The following is a 24,223-nucleotide window of genomic DNA, read 5'->3' as shown; positions in this document are numbered from 1 at the left end:
CCCAGCCGCCCGGCGCCCAGGTAAACGCGGCCGTCGGGGGCGACGCCACCTCGCCATCGCAGCCGCCCCGCGCGCAGGCAGGCGCCAACGGCGGGCAGGCCGGCGGCGGGAACGCGGCCGCCGTGGACGTCCGGCCCGTCGCGCGCCCGGCCCCGAGCGGTGCGCCTGAGGTCGAGGCGCGGATCGGCCCCGACACCCTCGCCGCCGAGGAGCCGCTCGAGATCCGCGTCGGGGGCGGCCCGCTCGCGGTCACCATGCGCACCCCCGGCGACGACCTCGACCTCGCCGTGGGGTTCCTGCTCACCGAGGGCATCATCCGGGGCGCCGACGACGTGCGCACGGCGAAGCTGTGCTCCGGCGACGAGGAGCCCAACTCGTACAACGTGGCCGACGTCCGGCTCGACCCCGCCGTGCCCGCGCCCGAGGTCAGCGTGGCGGCCCGGAACTTCTACACCACCTCCTCGTGCGGCGTGTGCGGCAAGGCGAGCATCGACGCCGTACGCACCCGATCGGCCTTCGACGTCGCCACCGACCCGGTCACCGTCGCGCCCGCCGTGCTGGCCGGCCTGCCCGACGCCCTCCGGCGGCGGCAGCGGGCCTTCGACGTCACCGGTGGCCTGCACGCGGCCGGGCTGTTCACCGCCGACGGGGAGCTGGTCTGCCTGCGCGAGGACGTCGGCCGGCACAACGCGGTCGACAAGGTCGTCGGCTGGGCCGTGCGCGAGCGGCGCCTTCCGCTGGCCGGCCACGTACTCATGGTCAGCGGCCGGGCCAGCTTCGAGCTCTGTCAGAAGGCGTGGATGGCGGGGCTGCCGATCCTCGCGGCCGTGTCGGCGCCGAGCACGCTCGCCGTCGACCTGGCCACCGAGGCAGGGCTCACGCTGGTCGGCTTCCTGCGCGGCCCGACCTTCAACGTCTACGCCGGCCCCCACCGCGTCCAGGGCATCCCCACCGCCACCACCCCCGCCGACTGACCGCCCGGCCCGACCCGTTCACCGCCCCGGCCGGCGCCCGGCTTCACCGCCACGGCCGGCGCCCGGCGCGGCGGGAAGCTCCCGGCCGCACCAGCCGCCCCGACCGCGTCGGCCCTGCGCGCTCACCGTGGCTGGCACGCTGGGCGCGACCGGGATCTCCCGGCCGCACCACCCGCCGTCGGACCTACGCTCACCGCCTCCGGCGGCGCTCGGCGCGGCCAGCGGCTCCCGGACGCTCGGCACTGGCCTGCTCCGATGCACCGGGGCCGGGCGCGGGTGCCGGACGGTTCGAGGCCTCGCGGCGCCCCGGCCGCCCGGCCGCGCGCAGCGCCTTACCCGGCGGCCGCCGACGGCGGCGACCGACCCGCGGAAGCGCCGGCAACTGCTCGGGCGACAGCCCCCGCCCCAGGATCTGCGACATGAGGCCGGCCGCCGAGTACCCCGGATCCGCATCGAGGGCCCGGTCCAACGCCAGCGTCGCCCGCAGCCCGTCCCCGTCGCGCCACGAGAGGTACGCCAGCATCGTCGCCGCCGGTGCCGCCGCGCCCGGCTCGCACCGGCGCACCAGGTCCGTCCACAGCTGCCGGTGCGCCTGCGCGGCCGGGCCGCCCCGCCGCAGGTCGCGATCCAGGCGCCGCCATGCCCGGTCCCGGAACGCCACGATGTGCAGCAGGACCTGCATCCAGGCCACCTCGTCGTCGGTGAGCCGCCGACCCGCCTCGTACTGCCCGAGCGCCCCCTCCAGCGCCGCCCGCCCCGCCCCGAGGAGCAGCGAGCGAACCGCGGCCGGTTCGCGGCCGGTGACCAGGCGCAGTACGCGAAGATTGGCCCGGTTGCCGGCCTCCTCCATCGCGGCCAGCGCGGGTCCCGAGGGGCCGGCGAACCCGGCCTCCACCGCCGAGCGATCCGGCAGCGCCACCAGCCCGGCGAGCGTCGCCTCCGCCGCGATGACCGACGTCGTGGGGTCGAAGGGCCGGCCCTCCGGCGGGCAGCAACCGGGCCGCTCGCAGGCCAGCGACCAGAAGCGCCCCTCGTGCGTGCGCAGCACGTCCAGCAGCGGGATCCCGCAGCCGGTCAGCGCGTCGGCCACGGTGCGCAGGAAGGGCTCGGCCCGGGCCGGCGGGCCGTACCCGATCAGCAGGGCCCCGTCGAGCGCGTTGCGCCGGAACATGTGGGCGTACTGGTCGGCCAGGACGTCGCCGTCGCCGGAGGAGGCGGGCAGGTCACAGCGCAGCAGCAGGTGCAGCGAGGCACCGCGCAGCCCCAGCGCCACGAGGCTGTCGGTCGGGTGGAAGCCGAGCATGTAGGGCATGGCCGAGAGCAGTTCGGCCGGCCCGCGCGGACGGAGTCGGGAAGCCATGCATCGAGCCTGGGCCCCGCCGGGCCCGCCATGGACTAGCGGTTTTCGGCTGTGGATAAGCCGGTTGCCTGTGGATAACTCTCAGCGGCGGAATCGCAGATCGTGCAGGTCGATGCCGTCTTCCCAGACGGAGGCCTTGCGGCCGAGGTCGATCGCCAGGGTCACCCGGGCCAGCGCGTCGTACCCCGCCGCGTGCAGGCATCGGATGGCATCCAGGTTGCGCGCGGACGGCGAGATGCTCAGCTGCCCGAGGCCCCGCCGCCGGGCCTGGTCGGCGACGTGTGACAGCAGCGCTCGCCCGATGCCCTCACCCCGCCGCGCGGACGCCACCACCAGCGGCTCCACCTGCCCGCCGCGGCCGTCCAGCAGCAGCCCGACCATGCCGACCACCGCGCCGCCCGCGTCTGAGGCGACCCACATCCCGGACAGGTCGAGGCGGGTGAGGTACTCCTCGAAAGCCGCCCCCGAGTCGTCCTCGGTCGTCGTGCCGTAGAGCCCGGCATCGGCCGCGGTCAGCTCCGCCCACAGCAGGCGGCACTCTCGATGGTCCGTCGGGCGGTATGCCCGGATCGTGAGGGCCGACACCTGCGGGGCCGGCGACACCTGGGTGGTCATAACTCATAGTTACTCCGCCGGAGCGGGCCCCGACACCCACATCGCAGGATTGCTACCGGGCCCGATTCGCGACTTTTTGCGGCAACGCACTACTCAAGGCCTCGCAGTACCGGCCGGTACCGCGACGTCGTAACATCCAAAACGGCTCGCAGCTACGACGAAGGGACGGCCGGTCGGGGCCGTCCCTTCGCTGTTAGTCCGTGATGGCGACAGAAACTACGGAAGGCGGAATTCGCCGTCCACGTCGACCGCCGCGATGAAGGTCTCCCATTCCTCGCGGGTGAAGCGCACGAGTCCCGCCGCCGGTGCGTTGGAGTTGCGGACCTCGACGACGCCGTCGACGAACCGCGCTTCGACGCACTGTCCGTTGTTGCCGCTCCTGGTGGGCTTGTGCCACCGCTCGTTCAGCGCAGCCATCTGCGCACTCCTTCGGGTCTGGGCCAGGCTCAGTCGGTCGCGTCGTCGATCAATTTGACTGATTCGAGCGGGCTGAGCGCGGCAGCTCGCAGGTTCTCGAACACGTCGTGGTACCGCTGCACGTCGTCGGCGGCCGGATAGATATCACCGGTCATGGCCTCGGCATACACGACGCTTGGTGCACCTTGGAACTTGAGAATCGCGAACGAGCCAGCCATGCCGGCATATGCCCCTCCGGAGAAGGGCAGGATCTGGATCGTCACGTTCCTCGCCCGGCCCATGTCGGCCAGGTGCTTGAGCTGCGACCGCATGACGTCCGGTCCACCGATGCTGCGCCGGATGACGCTTTCGTCGAGGACCGCGATGAGTTGCAATGGCTGTTCGGCACGGGTGATCAGGAGCTGCCGGTCGCGGCGGGCCTTGACGTGCGCCTCGACCGCGTCGTCCGACTCGCCCGGCGAGGCGGCGAGCAGGGCCCGCGTGTACTCCTCGGTCTGCAGCATGCCCGGCACCACGAGCGCCTCGTAGTCGCGCATCTCGATGGCGCTGGACTCCAGCCCGATGTACCGCGTGTAGCTCGCCGGAAGGTCACCGTAGCGCGCGAACCAGCCGCGGGTCTTGCCTTCCTTCGCGAGGACGACCAATGTGTCGATCAGTTCCTGATCTTGTACGTCGTAAATCTCCAGCAGCTTCTCCAGCGCGCTGCGTCGGATTCCGACCTTGCCGCCCTCCATCCGGCTGATGGTGCTGGGCGAGCAGTCCAGTTGCAGGCCGACGTCCTCGGTGGTGAGACGGGCGCGCTCGCGCAACTCACGCAGCTGCTTGCCCAACTGGAATCTGGGGAACGTGGGGCTGTGGGCGCTGGACACCGCTCACCTCCATTACTCAGGACGAGTGTGTCCGTTACCCGGGGCGTGCGCAAGCGCCTCCGCGTCTGAGCGATTGGCTTGCTCTACTCAACTTCGACCCGACGTATTGCCGCCCGAAACCTGCACGTGCATTCTGGGTGGGTCAGATCGCTCCCCGGCCGGAGGGAGACCAAGTGGTGTTCGAGGACGACACGATCCTGCTCGAGGGCGCACCACGACTCTTCGGCATTGTCGCCGATCCACTCGACGACGATCATCCCCAAGTCGTCGCCTGGGGGCACGAGCTGCCCGACCAGGCGGTGCTCACCTGGCGCCTCGGCAACGGCAAGTCCGAGGTCGCCGTGTTCCGCTCGGCCGAGGCCGCGCTGGCCGCGGCGCAGCAGCTGTACCACGCCCGCCTGCTCTGGACCGCGCCCGCGGCCCAGGGGGTCTGAGGAGCATCAATGGCGGTGATCTACGACCACGCGGTGACGGATGCGCGCCGGTGCGTCGAGCGGCACCAACCGGTCCGCGGCCGGTCCGGCCGGGGCTGCACCGCCGGCTGCGCCCAGTGGCCATGCAAGCCGTTCGCGACGGCGTGGGCGATTGTCACGCGCAACTCCAACACGCGCGCCGGGCGATAGCCCAGAAACGCCGAATCGGCCGACCGGAAGTGACCGATCGACCGACCCCGATGGATACCGCTGTCGCCAGGCGACCGGTATCGATTCCCGGTGGCCTTTTATCCCGTCGTCCCAGCCGAGCCAGGCCCGGTCCTGGATCGGCGGCATCGTCTCCTCCTCCGACGTCGAGGACGTGCCCGGCGACGCGCCGGAGGTCCGGGCCGGCGTGCCGTGCGAGCGCCGGGCCTCCGTGCCGCCACCCGAGCCGCCGCCCTTGGTCGGTGCCGAGTTCTGCCGCTCCGAAGGCGCGACCGGCGGCGTCGGCACGTCCCGCGACGGGTGCAGGCCGGGCGTCGGGCCCGAGCCCACCACGACCGGCCCCGGCTGCGGGTCGGCGACGACGGGCGAGCGGGTGACCGGCGCGGTGTCCAGGGTCGCGCTGCCGGCCGCCACGACGATCATCGTCGGCACCGAGGTGAGCAGCACCAGCAGCGCGGAGATCAGCAGCGGCCGCCGGTTCGGGGAGAACAGGCGGTGGTGGCGCACGTCGGACTGCAAGTGGGCTCCAAACGTCGGTTACAACCGGACTAACGCGACGTAACCCCGAAGGCAGTGCCCGACATGGGGTTATTTTCCGGGATCAACCCGGCCGTGGAGCGAGACTCCGGTGTGTCGATCGACACCGGTTCTGCGATGCTGGACACACACCGGCAACGGGGCCGTAGCCTCCGCATACCCTGCGAGGCAGAGCCCGGGGCCGGCTCCCGGGCATGATCAACCGTCATGCCCAAACCGCGACGCGCCGACCCCACCGGGTCGCCGCGTAGCAGCCACCCCCGCTGCGCGGCAGGGTCACCCCCGCTGCCGACGCGAGAGACGACAGGGAGAAACGGATGGCGAAGGGCGAAGCAAAGGCCCGCACCACAGGGACGCGGGCCGCGCCTGAACCCGCGTTCGTGCAGCTACTGACCCCCGATGGCGAACGGGTCGAGCACCCCGGCTACACGGTCGACTTCACCGACGAGGAGTACCGCTCGCTCTACCACGACCTCGTGGTGGTCCGGAAGCTCGACGCGGAGGCGACCGCCCTGCAGCGCCAGGGCGAGCTGGGCATCTGGGCGAGCCTGCTGGGCCAGGAGGCGGCTCAGGTCGGCTCGGGCCGGGCACTGCGGGCGCAGGACATGGCCTTCCCGACGTACCGCGAACACGGCGTTCTCTACACCCGCGGCATCGACCCGATCATGCCGCTGAGCCTGTTCCGCGGGGTCGACCAGGGCGCCTGGGACCCCAACGAGTTCAAGTTCAACATGTACACGATCGTCATCGGCGCCCAGACGCTGCACGCGACCGGCTACGCCATGGGCGTGGTCAAGGACGGCAAGGTCGGCTCGGACGACGGCGAGGCGGTCATCGCGTACTTCGGCGACGGCGCCACCAGCCAGGGCGACGTCAACGAGGCGTTCATCTGGGCGTCGGTCTTCAACGCGCCCCTGGTGTTCTTCTGCCAGAACAACCAGTACGCGATCTCCGAGCCGCTGGAGCGCCAGACCCGCGTGCCGCTGTACCACCGGGCCAGCGGCTTCGGCTTCCCCGGCCTTCGGGTGGACGGCAACGACGTGCTCGCCTGCTACGCGGTGACCCGCAAGGCGCTCGACGACGCCCGGCACGGCCAGGGCCCGTCGCTCATCGAGGCCTACACCTACCGCATGGGCGCGCACACGACGTCCGACGACCCGACCCGCTACCGGATCGCCAGCGAGGTCGAGGCGTGGCAGGCCAAGGACCCGATCCTGCGGCTGCGCACCTTCCTCACCAAGCAGGGTATGGCCAAGGACGACTACTTCGCCGCCGTCGACGAGGAGGCCCGGGTGGCCGCCGTCGACCTGCGCGAGCGGGTGCTCAACATGCCCAACCCCGACCCCCTGACGCTGTTCGACCACGTGTACCCGCACGGCTCACCCGAGCTGGCGCAGCAGAAGGAACAGTTCGCCAAGTACCTTGCGTCCTTCGAGGGGAGTGGGCACTGATGGCCGCCGCGGAGAACCTCACGCTCGGCAAGGCGCTCAACACCGGCCTGCGCCGGGCCATGGAGCGCGACCCCAAGGTCCTGATCATGGGCGAGGACGTCGGCAAGCTCGGCGGCGTCTTCCGCATCACCGACGGCCTGCAGAAGGACTTCGGCGACGAGCGGGTCATCGACACCCCCCTGGCCGAGTCCGGCATCGTCGGCACCGCGGTCGGCCTCGCCATCCGCGGCTACCGCCCGGTCTGCGAGATCCAGTTCGACGGCTTCGTCTACCCGGCCTACGACCAGATCGTGTCGCAGGTGGCCAAGCTGCACTACCGCTCGCAGGGCAAGGTCAGCCTGCCGCTCGTCATCCGCATCCCGTTCGGCGGCGGCATCGGCGCGGTCGAGCACCACTCCGAGTCGCCGGAGGCCTACTTCGCCCACACGGCCGGCCTCAAGGTCGTCTCGTGCTCGAACCCCGACGACGCGTACTGGATGATCCAGCAGTCGATCGAGTCGGACGACCCGGTCATCTTCCTGGAGCCCAAGCGCCGCTACTGGGAGAAGGGCCAGGTCAACGTCGACTCGGCGAGCCTGCCGCTGCACGCCTCGCGGGTCGCCCGCCCCGGCACCGACGTGACCGTGCTGGCCTACGGCCCCATGGTGCGCACCGCCCTGGACGCCGCCACCGCGGCCGAGGAGGACGGGCGCTCGCTGGAGGTCATCGACCTGCGCACGCTCTCCCCGCTGGACATGCGCCCGGTGTACGAGTCGGTCCGGCGCACCGGCCGCGCGGTCGTCGTCCACGAGGCCCCCGGCAACCTCGGCCTCGGCGCCGAGCTCGCGGCCCGGATCACCGAGGAGTGCTTCTACTCCCTGGAGGCCCCGGTCCTGCGGGTCACCGGCTTCGACACGCCGTACCCGGCCGCCCGCCTCGAGGAGGAGTACCTGCCGGACCTGGACCGGGTGCTCGACGCCGTCGACCGCTCGTTCGGGTTCTAGGGGGCCACGTTCATGACCAGGGTCAAGGAGTTCAACCTGCCCGACCTCGGCGAGGGCCTCACCGAGGGCGAGATCCTCAAGTGGCTCGTGCACGAGGGCGACACGATCGCGCTCAACCAGCCGATCGTCGAGGTCGAGACCGCGAAGGCGGCGGTCGAGATCCCGGCGAAGTGGGCCGGCAAGGTCACCAAGATCTTCCACCCCGAGGGCTCCACGGTGGAGGTCGGCCAGCCGATCATCTCGATCGACACCGACCCGGGCGCCGGCGATCTGCCCGCACCCTCGGCCGCGTCGCTGGCCGCCGTCGAGGTGGCGGGCGACGCACCGGTCGAGCCCGGCCTCATCGGTGGTCCCGCTCCCGGGGGCCGCACCGCCGTGCTCGTGGGTTACGGGCCCCGCACCACCGTGGCCAAGCGCCGCCCGCGGGCTTCGGACTCCGCGCCGGTTCAAGAGCCTGCCGCGGTACCGCAGGAGCCCACGCCGCCGCCGAAGCCCGCCCCCGAGCCGGTCACCGCCGCGCGGCCCAACGGGGCCGTGCTGGCCAAGCCGCCCGTGCGCAAGCTGGCCCGGGACCTCGGCGTCGACCTCGTCGGCATCGTGGGCACCGGCCCCAACGGCTCGATCTCCCGCGACGACGTGCTCTCGGCGCAGTCGGCCCCGGCCGCCGCTCCGGCCGCCGTGACCGCCGCCCGCCCGGCCCGGGCCGCCGGCGAGCGGGAGGAGCGCGTCCCGGTCAAGGGCGTGCGCAAGCTGACCGCCGAGAACATGGTGGCCAGCGCGTTCGCCGCCCCGCACGTGACCGAGTTCCTCACGGTCGACGTGACCCGGTCGATGAGGGCGCTGGAGCGGCTCAAGGCCAACCGCGACTGGCGGGACGTGCGCGTCTCCCCGCTGCTCATCGTGGCCAAGGCGGCGCTGGTCGCGCTGCGCCGGCACCCGATGGTCAACTCGACCTGGGCGGGCGACGAGATCGTCGTCAAGCACTACGTCAACCTCGGCATCGCGGCGGCCACCCAGCGCGGCCTGATCGTGCCGAACATCAAGGACGCCCAGGACCTGTCCACCCGGGAGCTGGCCGACGCGCTCAACGCGCTGGTCGGCACCGCCCGCGAGGGCAAGACGCCTCCGTCGGACATGGCCGGCGGCACGTTCACGATCACCAGCGTCGGCGTCTTCGGCGTCGACACCGGCACCCCGATCCTGCCCCCGGGCGAGTCGGCGATCCTGTGCTTCGGCGCCGTCCGCGAGCAGCCGTGGGTCCACAAGGGCAAGGTCAAGGTGCGCCAGGTGACCACCCTGGGCCTGTCCTTCGACCACCGCATCATCGACGGCGAGCTCGGCTCGAAGTTCCTGCGCGACCTCGGCGCGTTCCTGGAGGACCCGGAGGCGGCCCTGCTCGCCTGGGGCTGAGGTACCAACCGGCCCGCTCGCGCTCGCCGAGCAGGCCAATCCGCCCACGGTGGCCCCGCGCTCACGCGCGGGGCCACTGTCATATGGCCGACGAACAGGGCTTTCACCAGGTCACTCACCTACGATTCGTCGGCTGGTGGCCCGCATCACCTCATATTCGCTGGCTATGGATCTTTTGGCGGACGTGTAATGGATGTGAAACCAAGACCTCCTTACACGACCCCGGGAGCCCCGCCATGAGCACCTTCTTCGAGCGCTACAAGGCCCGCCGCACCGCCGCCCGCCGCATGGACGCCATCGAGCGCGCGCTCGCCAAGAACCCGTCCGCAGCCCTCCGCGACGAACTCCACGCCATGATCAACCGCAGTTAGGCATATCCGCCCAAACCGCCCCGGTCCGCGCCTCCCCGGACCGGGGCGGTTTTCGTTGTCTTACCCCCAACTGATTTGCTAGCCCCTACCAACGAACCTCGGCACCGGCTCTGCCATGGCTGTCCCCGGTCGACTACGGTCGCAAGGGTCTTGACCAACAGGAGGCAAGCATGACGTCCGACCAGCAGCACCCGTCCGACGAGCCGGACGAGGCTGCGGCGAGCGCGCCGCCGACCGGCCGCGCCCCGGCCGTACGCGCCACGGCGTCGGTGCCGGTCCCGTCCTCGCCCGCCCCCTCCGCAGACCCGAACCCGTACGACGACCCCGCGTCTTTCGGCGCCCCGCCGGCGGCCGCTTCGTACCCGGCGCCGCCCCAGTTCACGCCGCCGATCTCCGACGAGGACGGCCCCCAGCCCGCCGAGCGCCCCGGCCCGTTCCCGCCGGCCGGCCCCCTCCCGCCCCGCGTGCCACAGGTCCCTCCGGGCGTCGCCCCGTCGAGCGGCGGCGGCGCCTCGGGCAAGGCCTCGGTGCCGGGCCAGTTCCCGCCCCCACCCGCCGGCCCGGCCGGCAGCTTCCCCGGCTTCACCCCGGCCAACCCTGCCCCGCCCGCCCCGGAGCCGAGCTCCTGGGCCGCCCCGCCTCCCCCGGCCGCTTCGGGCGGAGCCGCCGAGGCGAGCCCGTGGGCCGTCCCGCCGGCCGCCCCGCCCCCGGGCGCCCCGATCTCGGGCAGCGCCCGCGTCCCCACCGGATCGGCCCAGGTCCCGACGAGCGGCGCCCCGACGCCGGGCGGCTCCGCCCAGGTCCCGACGGGTAGCGCCCGCGTGCCCATGGGCACGGCTGGCGGGCAGACACCGCCCACCGGATCCGCCCAGGTACCCACCGGCAGCGCCCGCGTACCCATGGGCAGCGCCCAGGTACCGACGCCGCCCGGCAGCGCACAGGTCCCCGCCGGCGGGCACACGCCACCCACCGGATCCGCCCAGGTCCCGACGGGCAGCGCTCGCGTACCCACCGGCAGCGCCCAGGTACCGACGAGCGGCACCCCGGTCTCCGGCGGCTATGCCCAGGTGCCGACCGGCAGCGCCCGCGTACCGTCCGGCAGCGCCCAGGTCCCCTCCGGGAGCGCGCAGGTTCCGACGGGCAGTGCCCAGGTGCCCGCCCCGGCGACGCCCGAGGTGCCCGCCCCGGTGAACCTCGGCCAGATCCCGACGGACGCCGGCCCGGGTCCCCGCACGTACCAGGCCCGCGCCCAGGTCTCGGTCCCGCCCGTCTCCGGCGGCCCGGCCCCCGGAGCGCCCACATCTGCACCGCCCGGAACGGTCGGCAGCTCCCCTGCCTCCTCGGGCTCCGCTGGCGTCTACCCCTCGTCCGCACCCCCTGCCTCGGGGTCAGCGGGGGTCTACCCGTCGTCCCCGCCGCCCGCCTCCGGGTCCGCCGGCATCTACCCGTCCTCCGCGCCGCCCGCCTCCGGATCTGCTGGGGTCTACCCGTCCTCCGCACCGCCCGCCTCGGGGTCCGCGGGGGTCTACCCGCCGCCTGGGTCCGGATCTGCGGGGGTTTATCCGTCTTCGCCGCCGCCCGCGGCAGGAAGTGCTGGGGTGTACCCGGCGGCCGGGGCGTACCACGGCACGGCCTCGCCCTCCAGCGCGCCGCCGTACGGGGCGCCCGGTGGGGAGCCGCAGTACGGGGCGCGGGGCGGGGAGTCGGAGCCCGACGGCGGGTCGCCGTTCGGGGCGCCGCCGGGGAGTGGGTCGCCGTTCGGGGCGCCGGCCGGTGGGGCACCGTACGGGGCGCCCCAGGGCGGCGGGACCTATGGGGGTCCGCCCGGCACCGGGGCATCGTTCGGTGCGGCGCCGGCCAGCGAGGCCGGGGTGTATCAGCCTTCCGGGCCGGGGACGTATCAGACGCCGGCGGCCGGGCCGGTGTCCGGCGGGCCGCGATACAGCGACCTCGTCACCATGCCCGGGGAGGCCGCGCCGGCCATGCCCGCGGTCGAGGGGGACGTGCCGCCCACGCCCGAGCCGCCGGTCAAGAGCCGGCGGGGGCTGCTGGCCGGGCTGGCCATCGTGGTGGCGATCTTCCTGCTCGCCGTGGCCGGGACGGCGATCGTGGTCAAGCTCAGCAACGCCGGCGGGACCAGCTACGCGGTCAACTCGTGCGTCAAGCAGTCCGGGGACGGGGCCAAGGGGACCGACTGCTCGGACAAGGACGCGTTCCGGATCGTCTCCAAGGTGGACAAGCCGGAGAGCTGCTCGGACGCGAGTCAGCCGTACATCGTGCTGCAGCACAAGGGCGAGCCCGAGCAGGTGCTGTGCCTCCGGCCGGCGAGCCAGAAGTGAGCGCCGACTCGCCGCTGCTCAAGGTCCGGGTGCGGGCGCCCGGGCTGCGCGGGCGCGGGTGGCTCAACACGGGCGGCGAGGACCTGCGCCTGGCGGACCTGCGCGGCAAGATCGTGCTGCTCGACTTCTGGACCTTCTGCTGCATCAACTGCCTGCACGTGCTGGGCGAGCTGCGGCCCCTGGAGGAGCGCTTCGCCGACGTCCTGGTCACGATCGGCGTGCACAGCCCCAAGTTCGAGCACGAGAAGGACGCGGCGGCGCTGGCGGCGGCGGTCGAGCGCTACGGCGTGGACCATCCGGTGCTGGACGACCCCGAGCTGGGGATGTGGCAGCAGTACGCCGCGAAGGCGTGGCCGACCCTGACGGTGATCGACCCCGAGGGCTACGTCGTGGCCAACATGGCCGGCGAGGGCCACGCCGAAGGGCTCGTCCGGCTCGTCGAGGAGCTCGTCGCGCTGCACGAGGCCCGCGGGACGCTGCGGCGGGGCGACTCGGCTCATGCCGTACCGAATCCGGATCTGTCGCTCTTGCGCTTTCCCGGCAAGGCGCTGGCGCTGCCGTCCGGCCATTTTCTCGTGGCCGACAGCACGCACCAGTCCCTCGTCGAGCTCGCCGCCGACAACGAGACGCTCGTGCGGCGCATCGGCACCGGTCAGCGGGGCCGCAAGGACGGCACCGAGCCCGAGTTCTCCGAGCCCGGCGGCCTGTGCCTGCTGCCGCCGCACGCCGCCGAGATCGCCGGGTACGACGTCGTGGTCGCCGACACGGTCAACCACCTGCTGCGCGGCCTCAAACTGTCGACCGGCGAGGTCACGACCGTGGCCGGCACCGGCCGCCAGTGGCGCGGCACCGTCGACTTCGACGCGCACGACTCGCTGGCCGTGGACCTGTCCTCGCCGTGGGATCTGGCGTGGTACGACGGCAAGGTCATCATCGCGATGGCCGGCATCCACCAGCTGTGGTGGTTCGACCCGGTGAAGCGGACCGCCGGCATGTACGCCGGCACGACCGTCGAGGCGCTGAAGGACGGCCCGCTGCACGAGGTCTGGATGGCCCAGCCGTCCGGCCTGTCCGCCTCCCCCGACGGCCGCCGGCTGTGGATCGCCGACAGCGAGTCGTCCGCGGTTCGCTGGATCGAGGACGGCGAGATGCACACCGCCGCCGGCCAGGGCCTGTTCGACTTCGGCCACGTCGACGGCCCGGCGTCCCAGGCACTGCTCCAGCACCCGCTGGGCGTGCTGGCCCTGCCCGACGGCAGCGTCCTGGTGGCCGACACGTACAACGGCGCCGTGCGCCGCATCGCCGACGCCCAGGTCACCACGGTCCTCGACGGCCTGCAGGAACCCAGCGACCTCGTACAGTCCGCGGACGGCGACATCGTGGTGGTCGAGTCCGGCGCCCACCGCCTGGTCCGCCTGGCCGCCGGCACCCTGTCCGCTCTCGGTATTGATGTCAACGGCGTGCGCCACCGCACCGAGCGCCCGCCGACCCTCCTCTCGCCCGGGCCGGTCGAGCTGGACCTCATCTTCGAGCCGGCCCCCGGCCAGAAGCTCGACGAGTCGTTCGGCCCGTCGACCCGGCTGGAGGTGTCCGCCTCCCCGCCGGAGCTGCTCGTCGAGGGCGCCGGCGTGACGACCGACCTGCGCCGCCGGTTGGTCCTGTCCGGGGACGTCCCCGAGGGCGTGCTGCAGGTCGTGGCCCAGGCCGCCACCTGCGACATCGACGCCGAGTTCCCCGCCTGCCACCTGACCAGGCAGGACTGGGGCGTCCCGATCCGCGTGTCGGCGGACGGCGCCGCTCGCCTGCCGCTGATCCTGCGGGGCATGGACACGTAGCGCAATCACGGGTTCCACGCTGCGCTCATGATCGAGCGGCTCGGAGATCGCGGGTTTGGTGGCATTGGTTACGGTGAAAGAGAACAGCGTGGCACCACCGCCGCCGCCGAGGTCCGTGCGTCTCCGCTAGACGAACGGCTCGACCGTCACTCCGGCCGCCAGCAGCGCGGCCCGCACCGCGCCGGCCATGTCGACCGCGCCGGGCGTGTCGCCGTGGACGCACAGCGACTCGATCGGCATCGGGATCACGGTCCCGTCGACCGCCTCGACCACGCCCTCGACGGCCATGCGGACGGCCTGGGCGGTGACCGCGGCGACGTCGGTGACGAGCGCGCCGGCCGAGCCGCGGGGAACCAGGCGACCGTCGGGGAGGTACCCGCGGTCGGCGAAGCCCTCGGCCACGACCCGGAGCCCGGCCTCGGCCGCGAGCCGGGCCAGCACCGAGCCGGGCTGGCAGAGCACTGGGAGCCCGGCGCCTTGCCGCTCGCCGGGGCTGCTGCTGCCGGCTTGGGGTTGGTCGGCGACGGACGCTTCGCGGCCGTCCGCGGGCGAGGCAGCCGGGCTGGCGGCTTGGGGCTGGTCGGCGACGGACGCTTCGGGGCCCGGCGGTAGCGTGACGAGCGAGGCAGCCCCGGCGGCGCGCGCGGCGGCGACCACCGCGCTGGCGTGGGCGGGGTCTACGGCGGCGGTGTTGTAGAGGGCGCCGTGCGGCTTGACGTAGGCGACCGGGGCGAACGCGGCCAGCGCGCCGATCTGGTAGCGCAGCTCGTCGGCCAGCTCGTCCGCCGGGACGTCGATGCGGCGGCGGCCGAAGCCGGCCAGGTCGCGGTAGCTGACCTGGGCGCCTACGCGCACGCCCAGGGTGGCGGCCCGGTCGCTCACGCGGCGCATGGTGGTCGGGTCGCCGGCGTGGAAGCCGCAGGCCACGTTCGCGCTGGTCACGATGGCCAGCAGGGCGTCGTCGTCGCCGAGGCTCCATACGCCGAAGCCCTCGCCAAGGTCGCTGTTGAGGTCTACCACGGGATCGGACGATAGCCGCCTGCCCGGCCGAGCCGAGACAGCGGACGAGCCACATGCGTGCCGAATTGGGCACAAATTGGCGCATAACGGGCGACAATTTGTCCGAATTAGGCCAGAAAGGTCACAGCTTCGCCTGGGCGGGCCTGGGCGAGTTGGGGTAAGTCGGTCGCGGCGACCACGGCGATGACGGGGTAGCCGCCCGTCGTCGGGTGGTCGGCCAAGAAGATCAACGGCTGGCCATCGGCGGGGACCTGGATCGCGCCCAGCACGATCCCCTCGCTCGGCAGCTCGGCGGCGGCGTCCGAGCGGCTCAACCGAGGCCCCGACAGCCGCGCCCCCACGCGGTTGCTCTCGCTCGTGATCCGGTACTCCGCCGAGGTCAACACCCCGGCAGAAGCGAACCAATCGGCCCGCGGCCCCCAGGAGATGCGCAGCGAGAGCGGGCCGCCAAGGGCAGGGCGCGGTGCGAGGTCGACGGCGGCCGGCGCAGAAGAGAACGGCCCCACCGGCAGCCGGTCGCCCGGACGGATCACCGGCGGCCCGAGCTGGGACAACACGTCCGTCGAGCGACTGGCAAGGACCGCGGGCGGCGTCAGGCCACCGGCGACGGCCAGGTACGGCCGCAAACCCGACACCGCCCGCCCCACCTCGATCCGATCGCCGGCCCGCACCGCCACCGGGGCGTTGATCGGCGCCGGCCGGCCGCCCACCCGCAGCGGGGCCGCCGCACCGGTCAGCGCGATCGTGCCCGGGTGGGTGGCAACCGCGTGGAACGGCCCCAGCGTGATCTCGAGGCCGGCGGCGGAGGGCGGGTTGCCGACCAGGCGATTGCCCAGCATCAGCGCCGGAGGGTCCAGCGCCCCCGAGCGGGGAACGCCCAGGTGCGCGTAGCCGGGCCGGCCCAGGTCCTGCACGGTGGTCAGCGGGCCGGCCACCTCGACCAGCAGCTCGGCGGGGGTCACGCGGCGCGGAACCGGACGGTGCGGCCGGGGCCGAGCAGGGCGGGCGGCTCGCGATCGACCGAGAACAGCTCGGCCGAGCTGTGGCCGACGATGCGCCAGCCGCCCGGGGACGGGGTCGGGTAGACGCCGGTGAACTCGGCGGCCAGGGCGACCGAGCCGGCCGGGACGCGGGTGCGCGGGGTCTGCAGGCGCGGCACGTTCCAGGGCAGGCCGCTCAGGTAGGCGAAGCCCGGCGCGAAGCCGCAGAACGCGACGGTCAGGTCGGTGCCGGTCAGCACGTCAACGACCGCGTCGGGGGTCAGGCCGGTGTGGGCGGCCACGAACGGCAGGTCGACGCCATCAAAATGGACGTCGACGACGATGGGGGGCTCCTGCGGTACCGGGGCGGAGTCGATCTCCCAGTCGCGCAGTCGGGCGGCCAGGGCGGCCGGATCGGGGACCCCGTCCAGCAGGACCGTACGCGCGCCGGGGACGATATCCACGACCGATAGTCGGCCGGCCTCTCGCTCGGCGTCGAGCGCGGCGAACCAGTCCAGCGGGGTGTCGACCTCCAGCAGGAGCGCGTCGGCGCCGACAGGGCGAAGCTGCACGCTCGTCACGATAGACGTCCCGGCGATACTTGCGAGTAACCTACGGTACCGTAACCTGGAGGACGTGACCGTGAAGACCGAAACCCGGCTGCGCCCGGTTGACCTCGGCAAACCGCGCATGCGCGGATGGCTGCACGCGTACGCGGCCGGGGTGGCCGTCGTCTGCGGGATCGTGCTGTGCTCGCTCGCGGCCGCGCGGCCGGGGTGGGGACCCTTCATCAGCTGCGCGGTGTACAGCCTCACGGTCGTCGCGCTCTTCGGCACCAGCGCGCTGTACCACCGGCGGGTGTGGTCGGAGAAGGGCTACAAGATCATGCGGCGGCTCGACCACTCCATGATCTTCGTGTTCATCGCCGGCACCTACACGCCGTTCAGCGTGCTGCTGCTCAGCGGCAACACCCGGGTGGCGATCCTGGCCACGGTCTGGGGTGGCGCGGTGCTCGGGGTGGGCATGAAGCTCGGCGCCGCGGCGATGAGCAAGCGGCGCTGGCTGTCGGCCCCGCTGTACATCGCGCTGGGCTGGGTCGCGGTCGCCGTGCTCCCCGACATCCTGCACTCAGGCGGCGTGACGGCGCTGGTGCTCACGCTGGCCGGCGGGGCGTTCTACACCGTCGGCGCCGTGTTCTACGCCCTTCGCCGGCCCAACCCGTGGCCGACGGTCTTCGGGCACCACGAGTTCTTCCACGCGTGCACCCTGGTGGCGGCGATCTGTCACCACATCGCGATCTATTTCGCGCTGTACGCCCACTAAAGCTGTACGCCCACTAAAGCTGTACGCCCACTAAAGCCGCGAAGCCCGGGCACCCGAGGGCACCCGGACTTCGAAGGAAGCGGCTCAGTAGCGGCGCATCCGGCGCTCCTCGACGACCTCGTCGGTGGTCGGGGGGATCGCGGTGTTGCCGGCAGGCGGCGGCACCACGACGGTGCGACGGCGCGAGTTCCAGAAGTACAGGGTGAGAACCAGGCCGACGAGCCCGGCGATCTGGAGGATCCAGCCGATCGTGTCGAGGTTGAACGGCCCGAGGTCCTTGTTGTCGAGGCCGAACGTCATAATGGCGCCGACGACGATCAGAAGAATACTTCCGCCGATACCCATCGAAGGCCTCCCGAGGCGTCTATGGGGTAACTGTCTGTGGGAGGGTTACCCACGCGCGTCTCGCTTCAATCGGGCAGGCTTGTCAGCATGACCGTGCGCACGCTCATCCTGCTCCGGCACGCCAAGGCGGCCGACCCGGACGACTACGCCACCGACCTCGAGCGGCCGCTCACCGCGCGCGGGCACCGCGACGCCGCGGCGGCCGGGGCCTGGCTACGCGAGGCCGGCCTGCAACCCGACGCCGCGCTGTGCTCCACCTCGGTCCGCACCCGGGAGACGCTCGACGAGCTCGCCCTCCAGGACGTCCCGGTGATCTACGAGCACCGCATCTACGTCGGCCCGGCGATGGACACTCTGGAGCTGGTGCAGCAGTCGGACGCGAGCGTGCAGACGCTGCTGCTGGTCGGCCACAACCCCACCATTTCGGACCTGTCCGACTCCCTGGCCCCGCGGGCGCTCGACCGCGGGCTGGCCACGTCCGGAATCGCGATCCACCGCTTCGAGGGCACCTGGAAGGACCTCGAGGCCGCCCCCCTCACGGCCCAGCACACCGCCCGGGGCTAGCCGAGACAAGACAAAGGGGGAGGGCGCCATTGCCCTCCCCCTCAGCTCGGTGCGAGACCCCTAGAAGGCGGCCTCGTCCAGCTCCATGGCGTCGAGGTTCGTCGACTCGATCACGCGGCGGTCGGCGCCGACCCGCGGCAGCACCTCGTGCGCGAAGAACTTCGCCGCCGCCACCTTGCCCTCGTAGAAGGCCTTGTCCGCGGCTGACACCTCGCCGGCGAGGGCCTTGAGCGCGACCTCGGCCTGCCGCTGCAGCAGCCAGCCGACCACGATGTCGCCCAGCGCCAGCAGGAAGCGCCGCGAGTTCAGGCCGACCTTGTAGACGGCCTGCGCGTCGCCGGCCTGGGCCTCGCCGAGCCAGCCGGTGAAGATGCCCAGCATCTGCTGCACCTCGGCGAGGGCCTTGCCCAGCGCCACCCGCTCGACCTTGAGCTGCCCGTTGCCGCCCTCGGCCTCGAGGAACGCCTGGATCTCGGCGGCCACGGTGAGCAGCGCCTTGCCCTGGTCCTTGACGATCTTGCGGAAGACGAGGTCGAGGCTCTGGATCGCGGTCGTGCCCTCGTACAGCGTGTCGATCTTCGAGTCGCGGATGTACTGCTCGAGCGGGTAGTCCTGCAGGAAGCCGGAGCCGCCGAAGGTCTGCAGCGACTCGTGGCCCAGCAGCTCGTACGCGCGCTCGGAGCCGACGCCCTTGACCAGGGGCAGCAGGAGGTCGTTCACCCGCTTGGCGATCTTGGCGGCCTTCTCGGCGCCCGCCGCCTCGGCCAGGGCCACCTTGTCCTGCCACGACGCCGTGTAGCAGACGAGGGCGCGCAGGCCCTCGGCGTACGACTTCTGCAGCAACAGCGAACGGCGCACGTCGGGGTGGTTGATGATCGTCACCCGCGGCGCGGCCTTGTCGGTGGAGGCCAGGTCGGCGCCCTGCACCCGGCTCTTGGCGTAGTCGAGCGCGTTGAGGTAGCCGGTGGACAGCGTGGCGATGGCCTTCGTGCCGACCATCATGCGGGCGTACTCGATGATGAGGAACATCTGCCGGATGCCCTCGTGGACGTCGCCGAGCAGCCAGCCCTTGGCCGGCACGCCGTGCCCGCCGAAGGTGACCTCGCACGTCGTGGACACCTTGAGGCCCATCTTGTGCTCGACGTTGGTCACGAAGGCGCCGTTGCGGTCCTTGAGCTCGCCCGTGTCGGCGTCGAAGTGGAACTTCGGCACGACGAAGAGCGAGAGGCCCTTGGTGCCCGGGCCGCCGGCGCCGGGCGTGTCGACCGGGCGGGCCAGCACGTAGTGGACGATGTTCTCGGCCAGGTCGTGCTCACCGCTGGTGATGAAGCGCTTGACGCCCTCGATGTGCCAGGACCCGTCGGCCTGCGGGATCGCCTTGGTGCGGCCCGCGCCGACGTCGGAGCCGGCGTCCGGCTCGGTCAGCACCATCGTGGAGCCCCACTGCTTGTCGACGAAGAGCTTGGCCCACTTCTTCTGCTCCTCGGTGCCCTCGATGCGCAGCGTGTTGGCGAACGAGGGGCCGGAGGCGTACATCCAGATCGGCGCGTTGGAGCCCAGCACCAGCTCGGCGATGGACCACCACAGGGCGCGCGGGGCCGCGGTGCCGTCGAGCTCGGCCGGCAGGTCCAGGCGCCAGAACTCGGCGTTCATGAACGCGCGGTACGACTGCTTGAAGGCCTCGGGCATCCGCACCGAGTGCGTGGCCGGATCGAAGACGGGCGGGTTGCGGTCGCCGTCGGTGTAGCTGGCCGCGAGGTCCTCGCGGGCCAGGCGGTCGACCTCGCCCAGGATGCTGCGGGCGGTGTCGACGTCGATGTCACCGTACGGGCCCTGGCCGAGGACCTGGTCGACACCGAAGACCTCGAAGAGGTTGAACTCGAGGTCCCGCAGATTGCTCTTGTAATGGGTCATCGCGGAGAGGCCCCCGTCTCTGGGTCGCTGCTGATCGGTGTCGAGCATGACCGACGTGGGTTACCAGTCGGTAACAGCCATCTTATTACCGGCTAGTAACGTCAACAAGCGGCACAGGCGAGTGAACCAGGCCACAGGGGTGTCCGATGGGTGCCGAAATGTTGCGATTGGGGGGCGGACACGCCGTCACCGCCGGGTGACGTGGTCGTTGAGCGGTTACTCGCAGTCAGAAGGAGGGCCGCGCGATGATCGTCCGTTTCATGGGATCGCTCTTCGCCCCCAAGTACCCGCGCTTCTACACGGGTCGCCACCGCGCCCCGATGCGCCGACTCATCCCGCGGCAGAGGCCTCTCGAAGCCGCATAACCTTATAGGACCAAATGTCCGCTTCAGTTACAGACCGTTGTTCCCGTCGGCGCCTAGTCTGGGTCGATCCGGCGAAGCTCTATCGAGCCAGACTGGGCGTTGCACCGGTCGGCCCAGGGGCCTCCCTGCCAGCTCCGCTGTGCCAAGACCGCACCGACACCCTCAGGACGACGTGACGCCGGCCCCGCCGATCTCCCAGCTGGGCACCGACGGAGCCGGCTTCACGCCCTGATACTCCACGAGCACCAGCGCGATGTCGTCGTCCAGGCGCCCGCGCACCCACTCCAGCAGCGCACTCTCCAGCGACTTGAGCCCGTCGGCCACCGTGCCGTGCCCGAGCAGTCGCTGCGCCCGCTCCGCCGTCGGGAAGAACTGCCCGTCCCGGCGCGCCTCGGCCAGCCCGTCGGTGAAGAACAGCAGCCGGTCCCCGGGCTCCAGCCGCTCCACCCGCGGCTTGACCACCGGCATGAAGCCCAGCGGCGGCGCGTTGGACGGCGGGTCGAGCGGTATCACCTTCCCGCGCCGCAGCAGCAGCGGCGCCGGGTGCCCGCAGTTGACGATCGTCAGGGTCCCGCCGCGCTCCTCGATCAGCGCCGCCGTCACGAAGTCCTCGTCGCCCAGCGACCGGGCCACCGCGCGGTCCAGGTCGGCCACGATCGCGCGCAGGTCGGCGCGCTCGAAGGCGACGTGGCGGTACGACCCCAGGACGATGCTGGCCAGGCGGACCGCGTCCAGCCCCTTGCCCCGCACGTCACCGATGATCATGCGTACGCCGTACGGGGTGTCCAGCGCCTCGTAGAGGTCGCCGCCGATGTCCGCGGCGGCGCTGGCCGAGATGTACCGGGCCGCGACCGTGAGCGGCCCGACCTGCGGGCCGAGCGGCCGCAGCACCGCGCCCTGGGCCACCGAGGCGAGGCGGGACAGTTCGGCGTACCGCGCGATCTGCCGCTGCCGGATCGCGCCCACGGCGGAGGCGATCCCGCTGGCTACGATCACGCCGCCCAGGTTCAGCATCAGCACGAGCAGCCGGTCGCGGCTGTGCATGAGCTCGACCGAGCAGAAGAAGAAGGCCAGCAGCGTGGAGGCGCTGCCGACGGCGAGCACCTCCGGCCAGGACGCGAACGCGGCGGCCAGGAAGGGCGCCGCGGCCAGCAGACCGACGTAGTCGGCCCGCACGCCGTCGGCGACCTCGGCCACGAGCACGAGGGCGAGCAGCACGAAGGCCGCGCCGACTCCGGCGCGGGCCTCGGGAAGCAGCTGACGTTTCATAGGTCCGGCCAACAGCATGCCACCTACTGACGCCCGGACCGCTCCATCAAACGGCCGGGAGTGCCTTACTTGAGTACCTCATACTTCGCCGTGATGACACCGGCGCCGAGCGAGGCGATCTTCTGGAACGCCGCCCGGGACAGATCGATGCAGCGCCCGGACACGTACGGTCCACGATCGTTGATCGTGACCACCACCTGATTGCCGTTGGCCAGGTTGGTGACCCGCACCTGTGTGCCGAACTTCCACTCCTTGTTCGCGGCGGTCATCGCGTTCGGGTTGAACGGCTCGCCGCTGGCCGTGTTCTGGCCGTCGGAGTAGTACGAAACCTTGCACGTACCGCTCAGCGAGACGCCCGCCGGGGTCGGCGTGGCGGTCTTCGTGGGCTTGGGCTTGGAGCTCGTCGGCGCGGCCGACGACGGGGCCGTGACCTGCGCCGACGCGAGGGACTCGACCGCCGGCGCCTCGGAGGAGGCGCTCGGGCGGGAGCCGCGGTCGGCGCGCTCCTGCGGGCTGCGCGCCGCGTCCGTGACCGCCGAGGCGGCGGGCTTGGAGTCGGCGCTGAGGTTGATGGTGGCCACCGCGCCGCCCACCAGGACGACCGCGGCACCGAGGCCGGCGATCAACGGGACGAGGTGACGGGGACGCGCGACTGAGTGTCGGCCGGACAACGTCAGCACCCTTCGTCGACAGCAAGGCCGTGACCGACGGTATCGGCCGGTCCTGGACAGCCGTCAAACCAAAGCGTGGCTCATGTCCCGATTTGCCCGCATAGGTCCGGCCGAACGGCTGATTCGCCTAGGAGCCGTTCGGCCGAGCCCGTGAGGGTCAGGCGATCGCGGCCTTGACCGCGGCGACGGCGCCGTCCGCGGCGACCTCTTCCTTCGTGCCGGTCTTGCGGTCGCGGATCTCCACCACGCCGTCGGCCAGCCGCTTGCCCACCACCACGATGGTCGGCACGCCGATCAGCTCGGAGTCGTTGAACTTCACGCCCGGCGAGACGTCCTTGCGGTCGTCCAGCAGCACCGTCAGGCCGGCCGCCTCGAGGTCGGCGGCGAGCCGCTCGGCGCCGTCGCGGATCTCCTCGGTCTTGCCGGCCGCCACCACGTGCACGTCGGCCGGGGCCAGCTCGCGGGGCCAGCACAGGCCGCGCTCGTCGGCGGTCTGCTCGGCGACGACGGCGACCGCGCGGGTCACGCCGACGCCGTAGGAGCCCATGGTGACGACCTGGGCCTTGCCGTTCTGGTCGAGCACCGACAGGCCGAGGGCCTTCGCGTACTTGCGACCGAGCTGGAAGATGTGCCCGATCTCGATGCCGCGGGCCTGCTCGAGCCGGCCGCCGTCGACGGGGCAGACGTCGCCGTCCTGGATGCGGACCGCCTCGATCGTGCCGTCGGCGGTGAAGTCGCGGCCGGCGACGAGGTGCACCACGTGCTTGCCGGGCTCGTCGGCCCCGGTGATCCAGGCGGTGCCCTCCACGACGCGGGGGTCGACGAGGTACCGGATCCCGGAACTGTTCTTCTCCCCCAGCACGCCGGGGCCGATGTAGCCCTTGACCAGCGCGGGGTGCTGCGCGAACTCGGCCTCGGTCATCGGGGCCACCTCGGCCGGGGCCACGTTGGCCTCCACCCGGCGCAGGTCGACCTCGCGGTCGCCGGGCACGCCGATCGCGAGCGGCTCGCGCTTGCCGTCGGGCATGGTCAGCATGAGCATGACGTTCTTCAGCGTGTCGCCGGCCGCCCACTCGCCGTCGGCCTTGCGCAGGTCGTCGCGGGCGTTGAACAGCCCGACGAGGGTCTCGATCGTCGGCGTGTCCGGCGTGTCGACGACCTGGGCGGCGGGCAGCCCGTCGAAGGACCGCGCGGCCGGCGCGGGCGTGGTGACCGCCTCGACGTTGGCCGCGTAGTCGCCGTTGGCGCAGCGCACGAACGTGTCCTCGCCGATATCGCACAGCGCGAGGAACTCCTCCGAGGCGCTGCCGCCCATCGCGCCGCTCATCGCCGAGCAGATCACGTAGTCCAGGCCCAGCCGGTCGAAGATGTTGATGTAGGCCACGCGGTGGCGGGCGTAGGCGTCGCGCAGGCCGTCGTCGTCGACGTCGAAGGAGTAGGAGTCCTTCATGACGAACTCGCGCCCGCGCAGGATGCCGGCCCGCGGACGGGCCTCGTCGCGGAACTTCGACTGGATCTGGTACAGCGTGAGGGGCAGGTCCTTGTACGAGGAGCACATGTCCTTCACGGCGAGCGTGAACATCTCCTCGTGGGTGGGGCCGAGCAGGTAGTCGCCCTGGCGGCGGTCCTTGAGGCGGAAGAGGTTGGCGCCGTACTCCGTCCAGCGCCCCGTCGCCTCGTAGGGCTCCCGCGGCAGCAGGGCGGGGAACGTGAGCTCCTGCCCGCCGATCGCGTCCATCTCCTCGCGGATCACGCGCTCGATGTTGCGCAGCACGCGCAGGCCCATCGGCAGCATGGTGAAGATGCCCGGCGCCACGCGGCGCACGTATCCGGCGCGCACGAGCAGCCGATGGCTGGTCACCTCGGCGTCGGCAGGATCCTCGCGCAGCGTCCGGAGGAACAGCGAGGACATCTTCAGGACCATTGCGTCCACCTTCTCAAGGCCGTTTCCGTCAGATTGGACGATACCG

Annotated in this window: 23 protein-coding genes; 10 read left to right on the top strand and 13 right to left on the bottom strand. The window is 72.2% G+C overall.

The genetic code is table 11. From position 1 onward, the window contains the following. Positions 1–122 precede the first annotated feature (122 nt). Positions 123–974 (top strand): formate dehydrogenase accessory sulfurtransferase FdhD, encoded by an 852-nt coding sequence (gene fdhD / locus ABD352_RS34740; protein ID WP_425553774.1) that lies wholly within the window; start codon positions 123–125, stop codon positions 972–974. Positions 975–1,164: 190 nt separating this feature from the next. On the opposite strand, the gene ABD352_RS34735 is transcribed toward fdhD, so the two are convergent. The 4 genes from ABD352_RS34735 to ABD352_RS34720 form a co-directional block, all read right to left on the bottom strand. Next, positions 1,165–2,334, bottom strand: coding sequence for a DUF4192 domain-containing protein (locus ABD352_RS34735; RefSeq protein WP_344616761.1), 1,170 nt, complete (start codon positions 2,332–2,334; stop codon positions 1,165–1,167). 81 nt (positions 2,335–2,415) lie between these two features. Continuing rightward, entirely contained in the window at positions 2,416–2,949 is a 534-nt protein-coding gene (locus ABD352_RS34730) for a GNAT family N-acetyltransferase (RefSeq protein ID WP_344616760.1), read from the bottom strand. Between the two features lie 216 nt (positions 2,950–3,165). Continuing rightward, a complete protein-coding gene (locus ABD352_RS34725; RefSeq protein WP_344616759.1) occupies positions 3,166–3,366 on the bottom strand; it encodes a DUF397 domain-containing protein in 201 nt (66 codons plus the stop codon). Positions 3,367–3,395: 29 nt separating this feature from the next. Next, positions 3,396–4,235, bottom strand: a complete 840-nt coding sequence (locus ABD352_RS34720; protein WP_344616758.1) for a helix-turn-helix domain-containing protein — start codon at positions 4,233–4,235, stop codon at positions 3,396–3,398. Positions 4,236–4,408: 173 nt separating this feature from the next. Here ABD352_RS34720 and ABD352_RS34715 point away from each other — a divergent pair, with 173 nt between their 5' ends. Beyond that, positions 4,409–4,669 carry a hypothetical protein gene (locus tag ABD352_RS34715; protein ID WP_344616757.1) on the top strand — a complete coding sequence of 87 codons (261 nt, stop codon included), beginning with the start codon at positions 4,409–4,411 and terminating at the stop codon, positions 4,667–4,669. A gap of 6 nt (positions 4,670–4,675) precedes the next feature. Here the strand turns inward: ABD352_RS34715 and ABD352_RS34710 are convergent, their stop codons facing one another. Beyond that, positions 4,676–5,395, bottom strand: coding sequence for a hypothetical protein (locus ABD352_RS34710; protein ID WP_344616756.1), 720 nt, complete (start codon positions 5,393–5,395; stop codon positions 4,676–4,678). Between the two features lie 335 nt (positions 5,396–5,730). Here ABD352_RS34710 and pdhA point away from each other — a divergent pair, with 335 nt between their 5' ends. The 6 genes from pdhA (at position 5,731) to ABD352_RS34680 (ending at position 13,802) form a co-directional block, all read left to right on the top strand. Next, positions 5,731–6,864, top strand: a complete 1,134-nt coding sequence (gene pdhA / locus ABD352_RS34705) for a pyruvate dehydrogenase (acetyl-transferring) E1 component subunit alpha (protein WP_344616755.1) — start codon at positions 5,731–5,733, stop codon at positions 6,862–6,864. Then, entirely contained in the window at positions 6,864–7,847 is a 984-nt protein-coding gene (locus ABD352_RS34700) for an alpha-ketoacid dehydrogenase subunit beta (RefSeq protein ID WP_344616754.1), read from the top strand. The genes pdhA and ABD352_RS34700 overlap by 1 nt, the downstream gene beginning before the upstream one ends. Before the next feature lie 12 nt (positions 7,848–7,859). After that, a complete protein-coding gene (locus ABD352_RS34695) occupies positions 7,860–9,257 on the top strand; it encodes a dihydrolipoamide acetyltransferase family protein (RefSeq protein ID WP_344616753.1) in 1,398 nt (465 codons plus the stop codon). 236 nt (positions 9,258–9,493) lie between these two features. After that, positions 9,494–9,628: a hypothetical protein gene (locus ABD352_RS34690; protein WP_344616752.1), complete on the top strand. Its 135-nt coding sequence runs from the start codon at positions 9,494–9,496 to the stop codon at positions 9,626–9,628. Between the two features lie 170 nt (positions 9,629–9,798). Beyond that, positions 9,799–11,967 carry a hypothetical protein gene (locus ABD352_RS34685; RefSeq protein ID WP_344616751.1) on the top strand — a complete coding sequence of 723 codons (2,169 nt, stop codon included), beginning with the start codon at positions 9,799–9,801 and terminating at the stop codon, positions 11,965–11,967. Continuing rightward, positions 11,964–13,802: an NHL domain-containing thioredoxin family protein gene (locus ABD352_RS34680; protein WP_344616750.1), complete on the top strand. Its 1,839-nt coding sequence runs from the start codon at positions 11,964–11,966 to the stop codon at positions 13,800–13,802. The genes ABD352_RS34685 and ABD352_RS34680 overlap by 4 nt, the downstream gene beginning before the upstream one ends. 126 nt (positions 13,803–13,928) lie before the next feature. On the opposite strand, the gene ABD352_RS34675 is transcribed toward ABD352_RS34680, so the two are convergent. The 3 genes from ABD352_RS34675 to ABD352_RS34665 all read right to left on the bottom strand — a co-directional run bounded on the left by ABD352_RS34675 (position 13,929) and on the right by ABD352_RS34665 (position 16,374). Next, complete coding sequence (locus ABD352_RS34675) at positions 13,929–14,822, bottom strand: LamB/YcsF family protein (RefSeq protein WP_344616749.1); 894 nt, start codon at positions 14,820–14,822, stop codon at positions 13,929–13,931. 107 nt (positions 14,823–14,929) lie between these two features. Next, a complete protein-coding gene (locus ABD352_RS34670) occupies positions 14,930–15,766 on the bottom strand; it encodes a 5-oxoprolinase subunit C family protein (protein ID WP_425553784.1) in 837 nt (278 codons plus the stop codon). A 14-nt stretch (positions 15,767–15,780) separates the two neighbouring features. After that, complete coding sequence (locus ABD352_RS34665; protein ID WP_344616747.1) at positions 15,781–16,374, bottom strand: 5-oxoprolinase subunit B family protein; 594 nt, start codon at positions 16,372–16,374, stop codon at positions 15,781–15,783. Positions 16,375–16,492: 118 nt separating this feature from the next. Here ABD352_RS34665 and trhA point away from each other — a divergent pair, with 118 nt between their 5' ends. Continuing rightward, complete coding sequence (gene trhA, locus ABD352_RS34660) at positions 16,493–17,125, top strand: PAQR family membrane homeostasis protein TrhA (protein WP_344616810.1); 633 nt, start codon at positions 16,493–16,495, stop codon at positions 17,123–17,125. An 84-nt stretch (positions 17,126–17,209) separates the two neighbouring features. On the opposite strand, the gene ABD352_RS34655 is transcribed toward trhA, so the two are convergent. Then, positions 17,210–17,470 (bottom strand): DUF6458 family protein, encoded by a 261-nt coding sequence (locus ABD352_RS34655; RefSeq protein WP_344616746.1) that lies wholly within the window; start codon positions 17,468–17,470, stop codon positions 17,210–17,212. A gap of 87 nt (positions 17,471–17,557) precedes the next feature. Between ABD352_RS34655 and ABD352_RS34650 the strand changes: the two genes are divergently transcribed. After that, the gene (locus ABD352_RS34650) at positions 17,558–18,034 is read left to right on the top strand and encodes a SixA phosphatase family protein (protein WP_344616745.1); all 477 of its coding nucleotides are present in this window, start codon (positions 17,558–17,560) and stop codon (positions 18,032–18,034) included. A gap of 60 nt (positions 18,035–18,094) precedes the next feature. Here the strand turns inward: ABD352_RS34650 and ABD352_RS34645 are convergent, their stop codons facing one another. The 4 genes from ABD352_RS34645 to ABD352_RS34630 all read right to left on the bottom strand — a co-directional run bounded on the left by ABD352_RS34645 (position 18,095) and on the right by ABD352_RS34630 (position 24,177). Next, the gene (locus ABD352_RS34645) at positions 18,095–19,948 is read right to left on the bottom strand and encodes an acyl-CoA dehydrogenase (protein ID WP_344616744.1); all 1,854 of its coding nucleotides are present in this window, start codon (positions 19,946–19,948) and stop codon (positions 18,095–18,097) included. Between the two features lie 527 nt (positions 19,949–20,475). Then, entirely contained in the window at positions 20,476–21,582 is a 1,107-nt protein-coding gene (locus ABD352_RS34640; RefSeq protein WP_344616743.1) for a PP2C family protein-serine/threonine phosphatase, read from the bottom strand. A 65-nt stretch (positions 21,583–21,647) separates the two neighbouring features. Further along, positions 21,648–22,208, bottom strand: coding sequence for a septal ring lytic transglycosylase RlpA family protein (locus tag ABD352_RS34635; protein ID WP_344616742.1), 561 nt, complete (start codon positions 22,206–22,208; stop codon positions 21,648–21,650). Between the two features lie 202 nt (positions 22,209–22,410). Beyond that, on the bottom strand, positions 22,411–24,177 hold the full coding sequence (locus ABD352_RS34630; RefSeq protein ID WP_344616741.1) for a proline--tRNA ligase: 1,767 nt from the start codon (positions 24,175–24,177) through the stop codon (positions 22,411–22,413). Between the last annotated feature and the right edge of the window lie 46 nt (positions 24,178–24,223).

Source organism: Dactylosporangium salmoneum, from assembly GCF_039532525.1.
GTDB lineage: Bacteria > Actinomycetota > Actinomycetes > Mycobacteriales > Micromonosporaceae > Dactylosporangium > Dactylosporangium salmoneum.
This window is presented reverse-complemented; position numbering and strand designations above follow the sequence as displayed.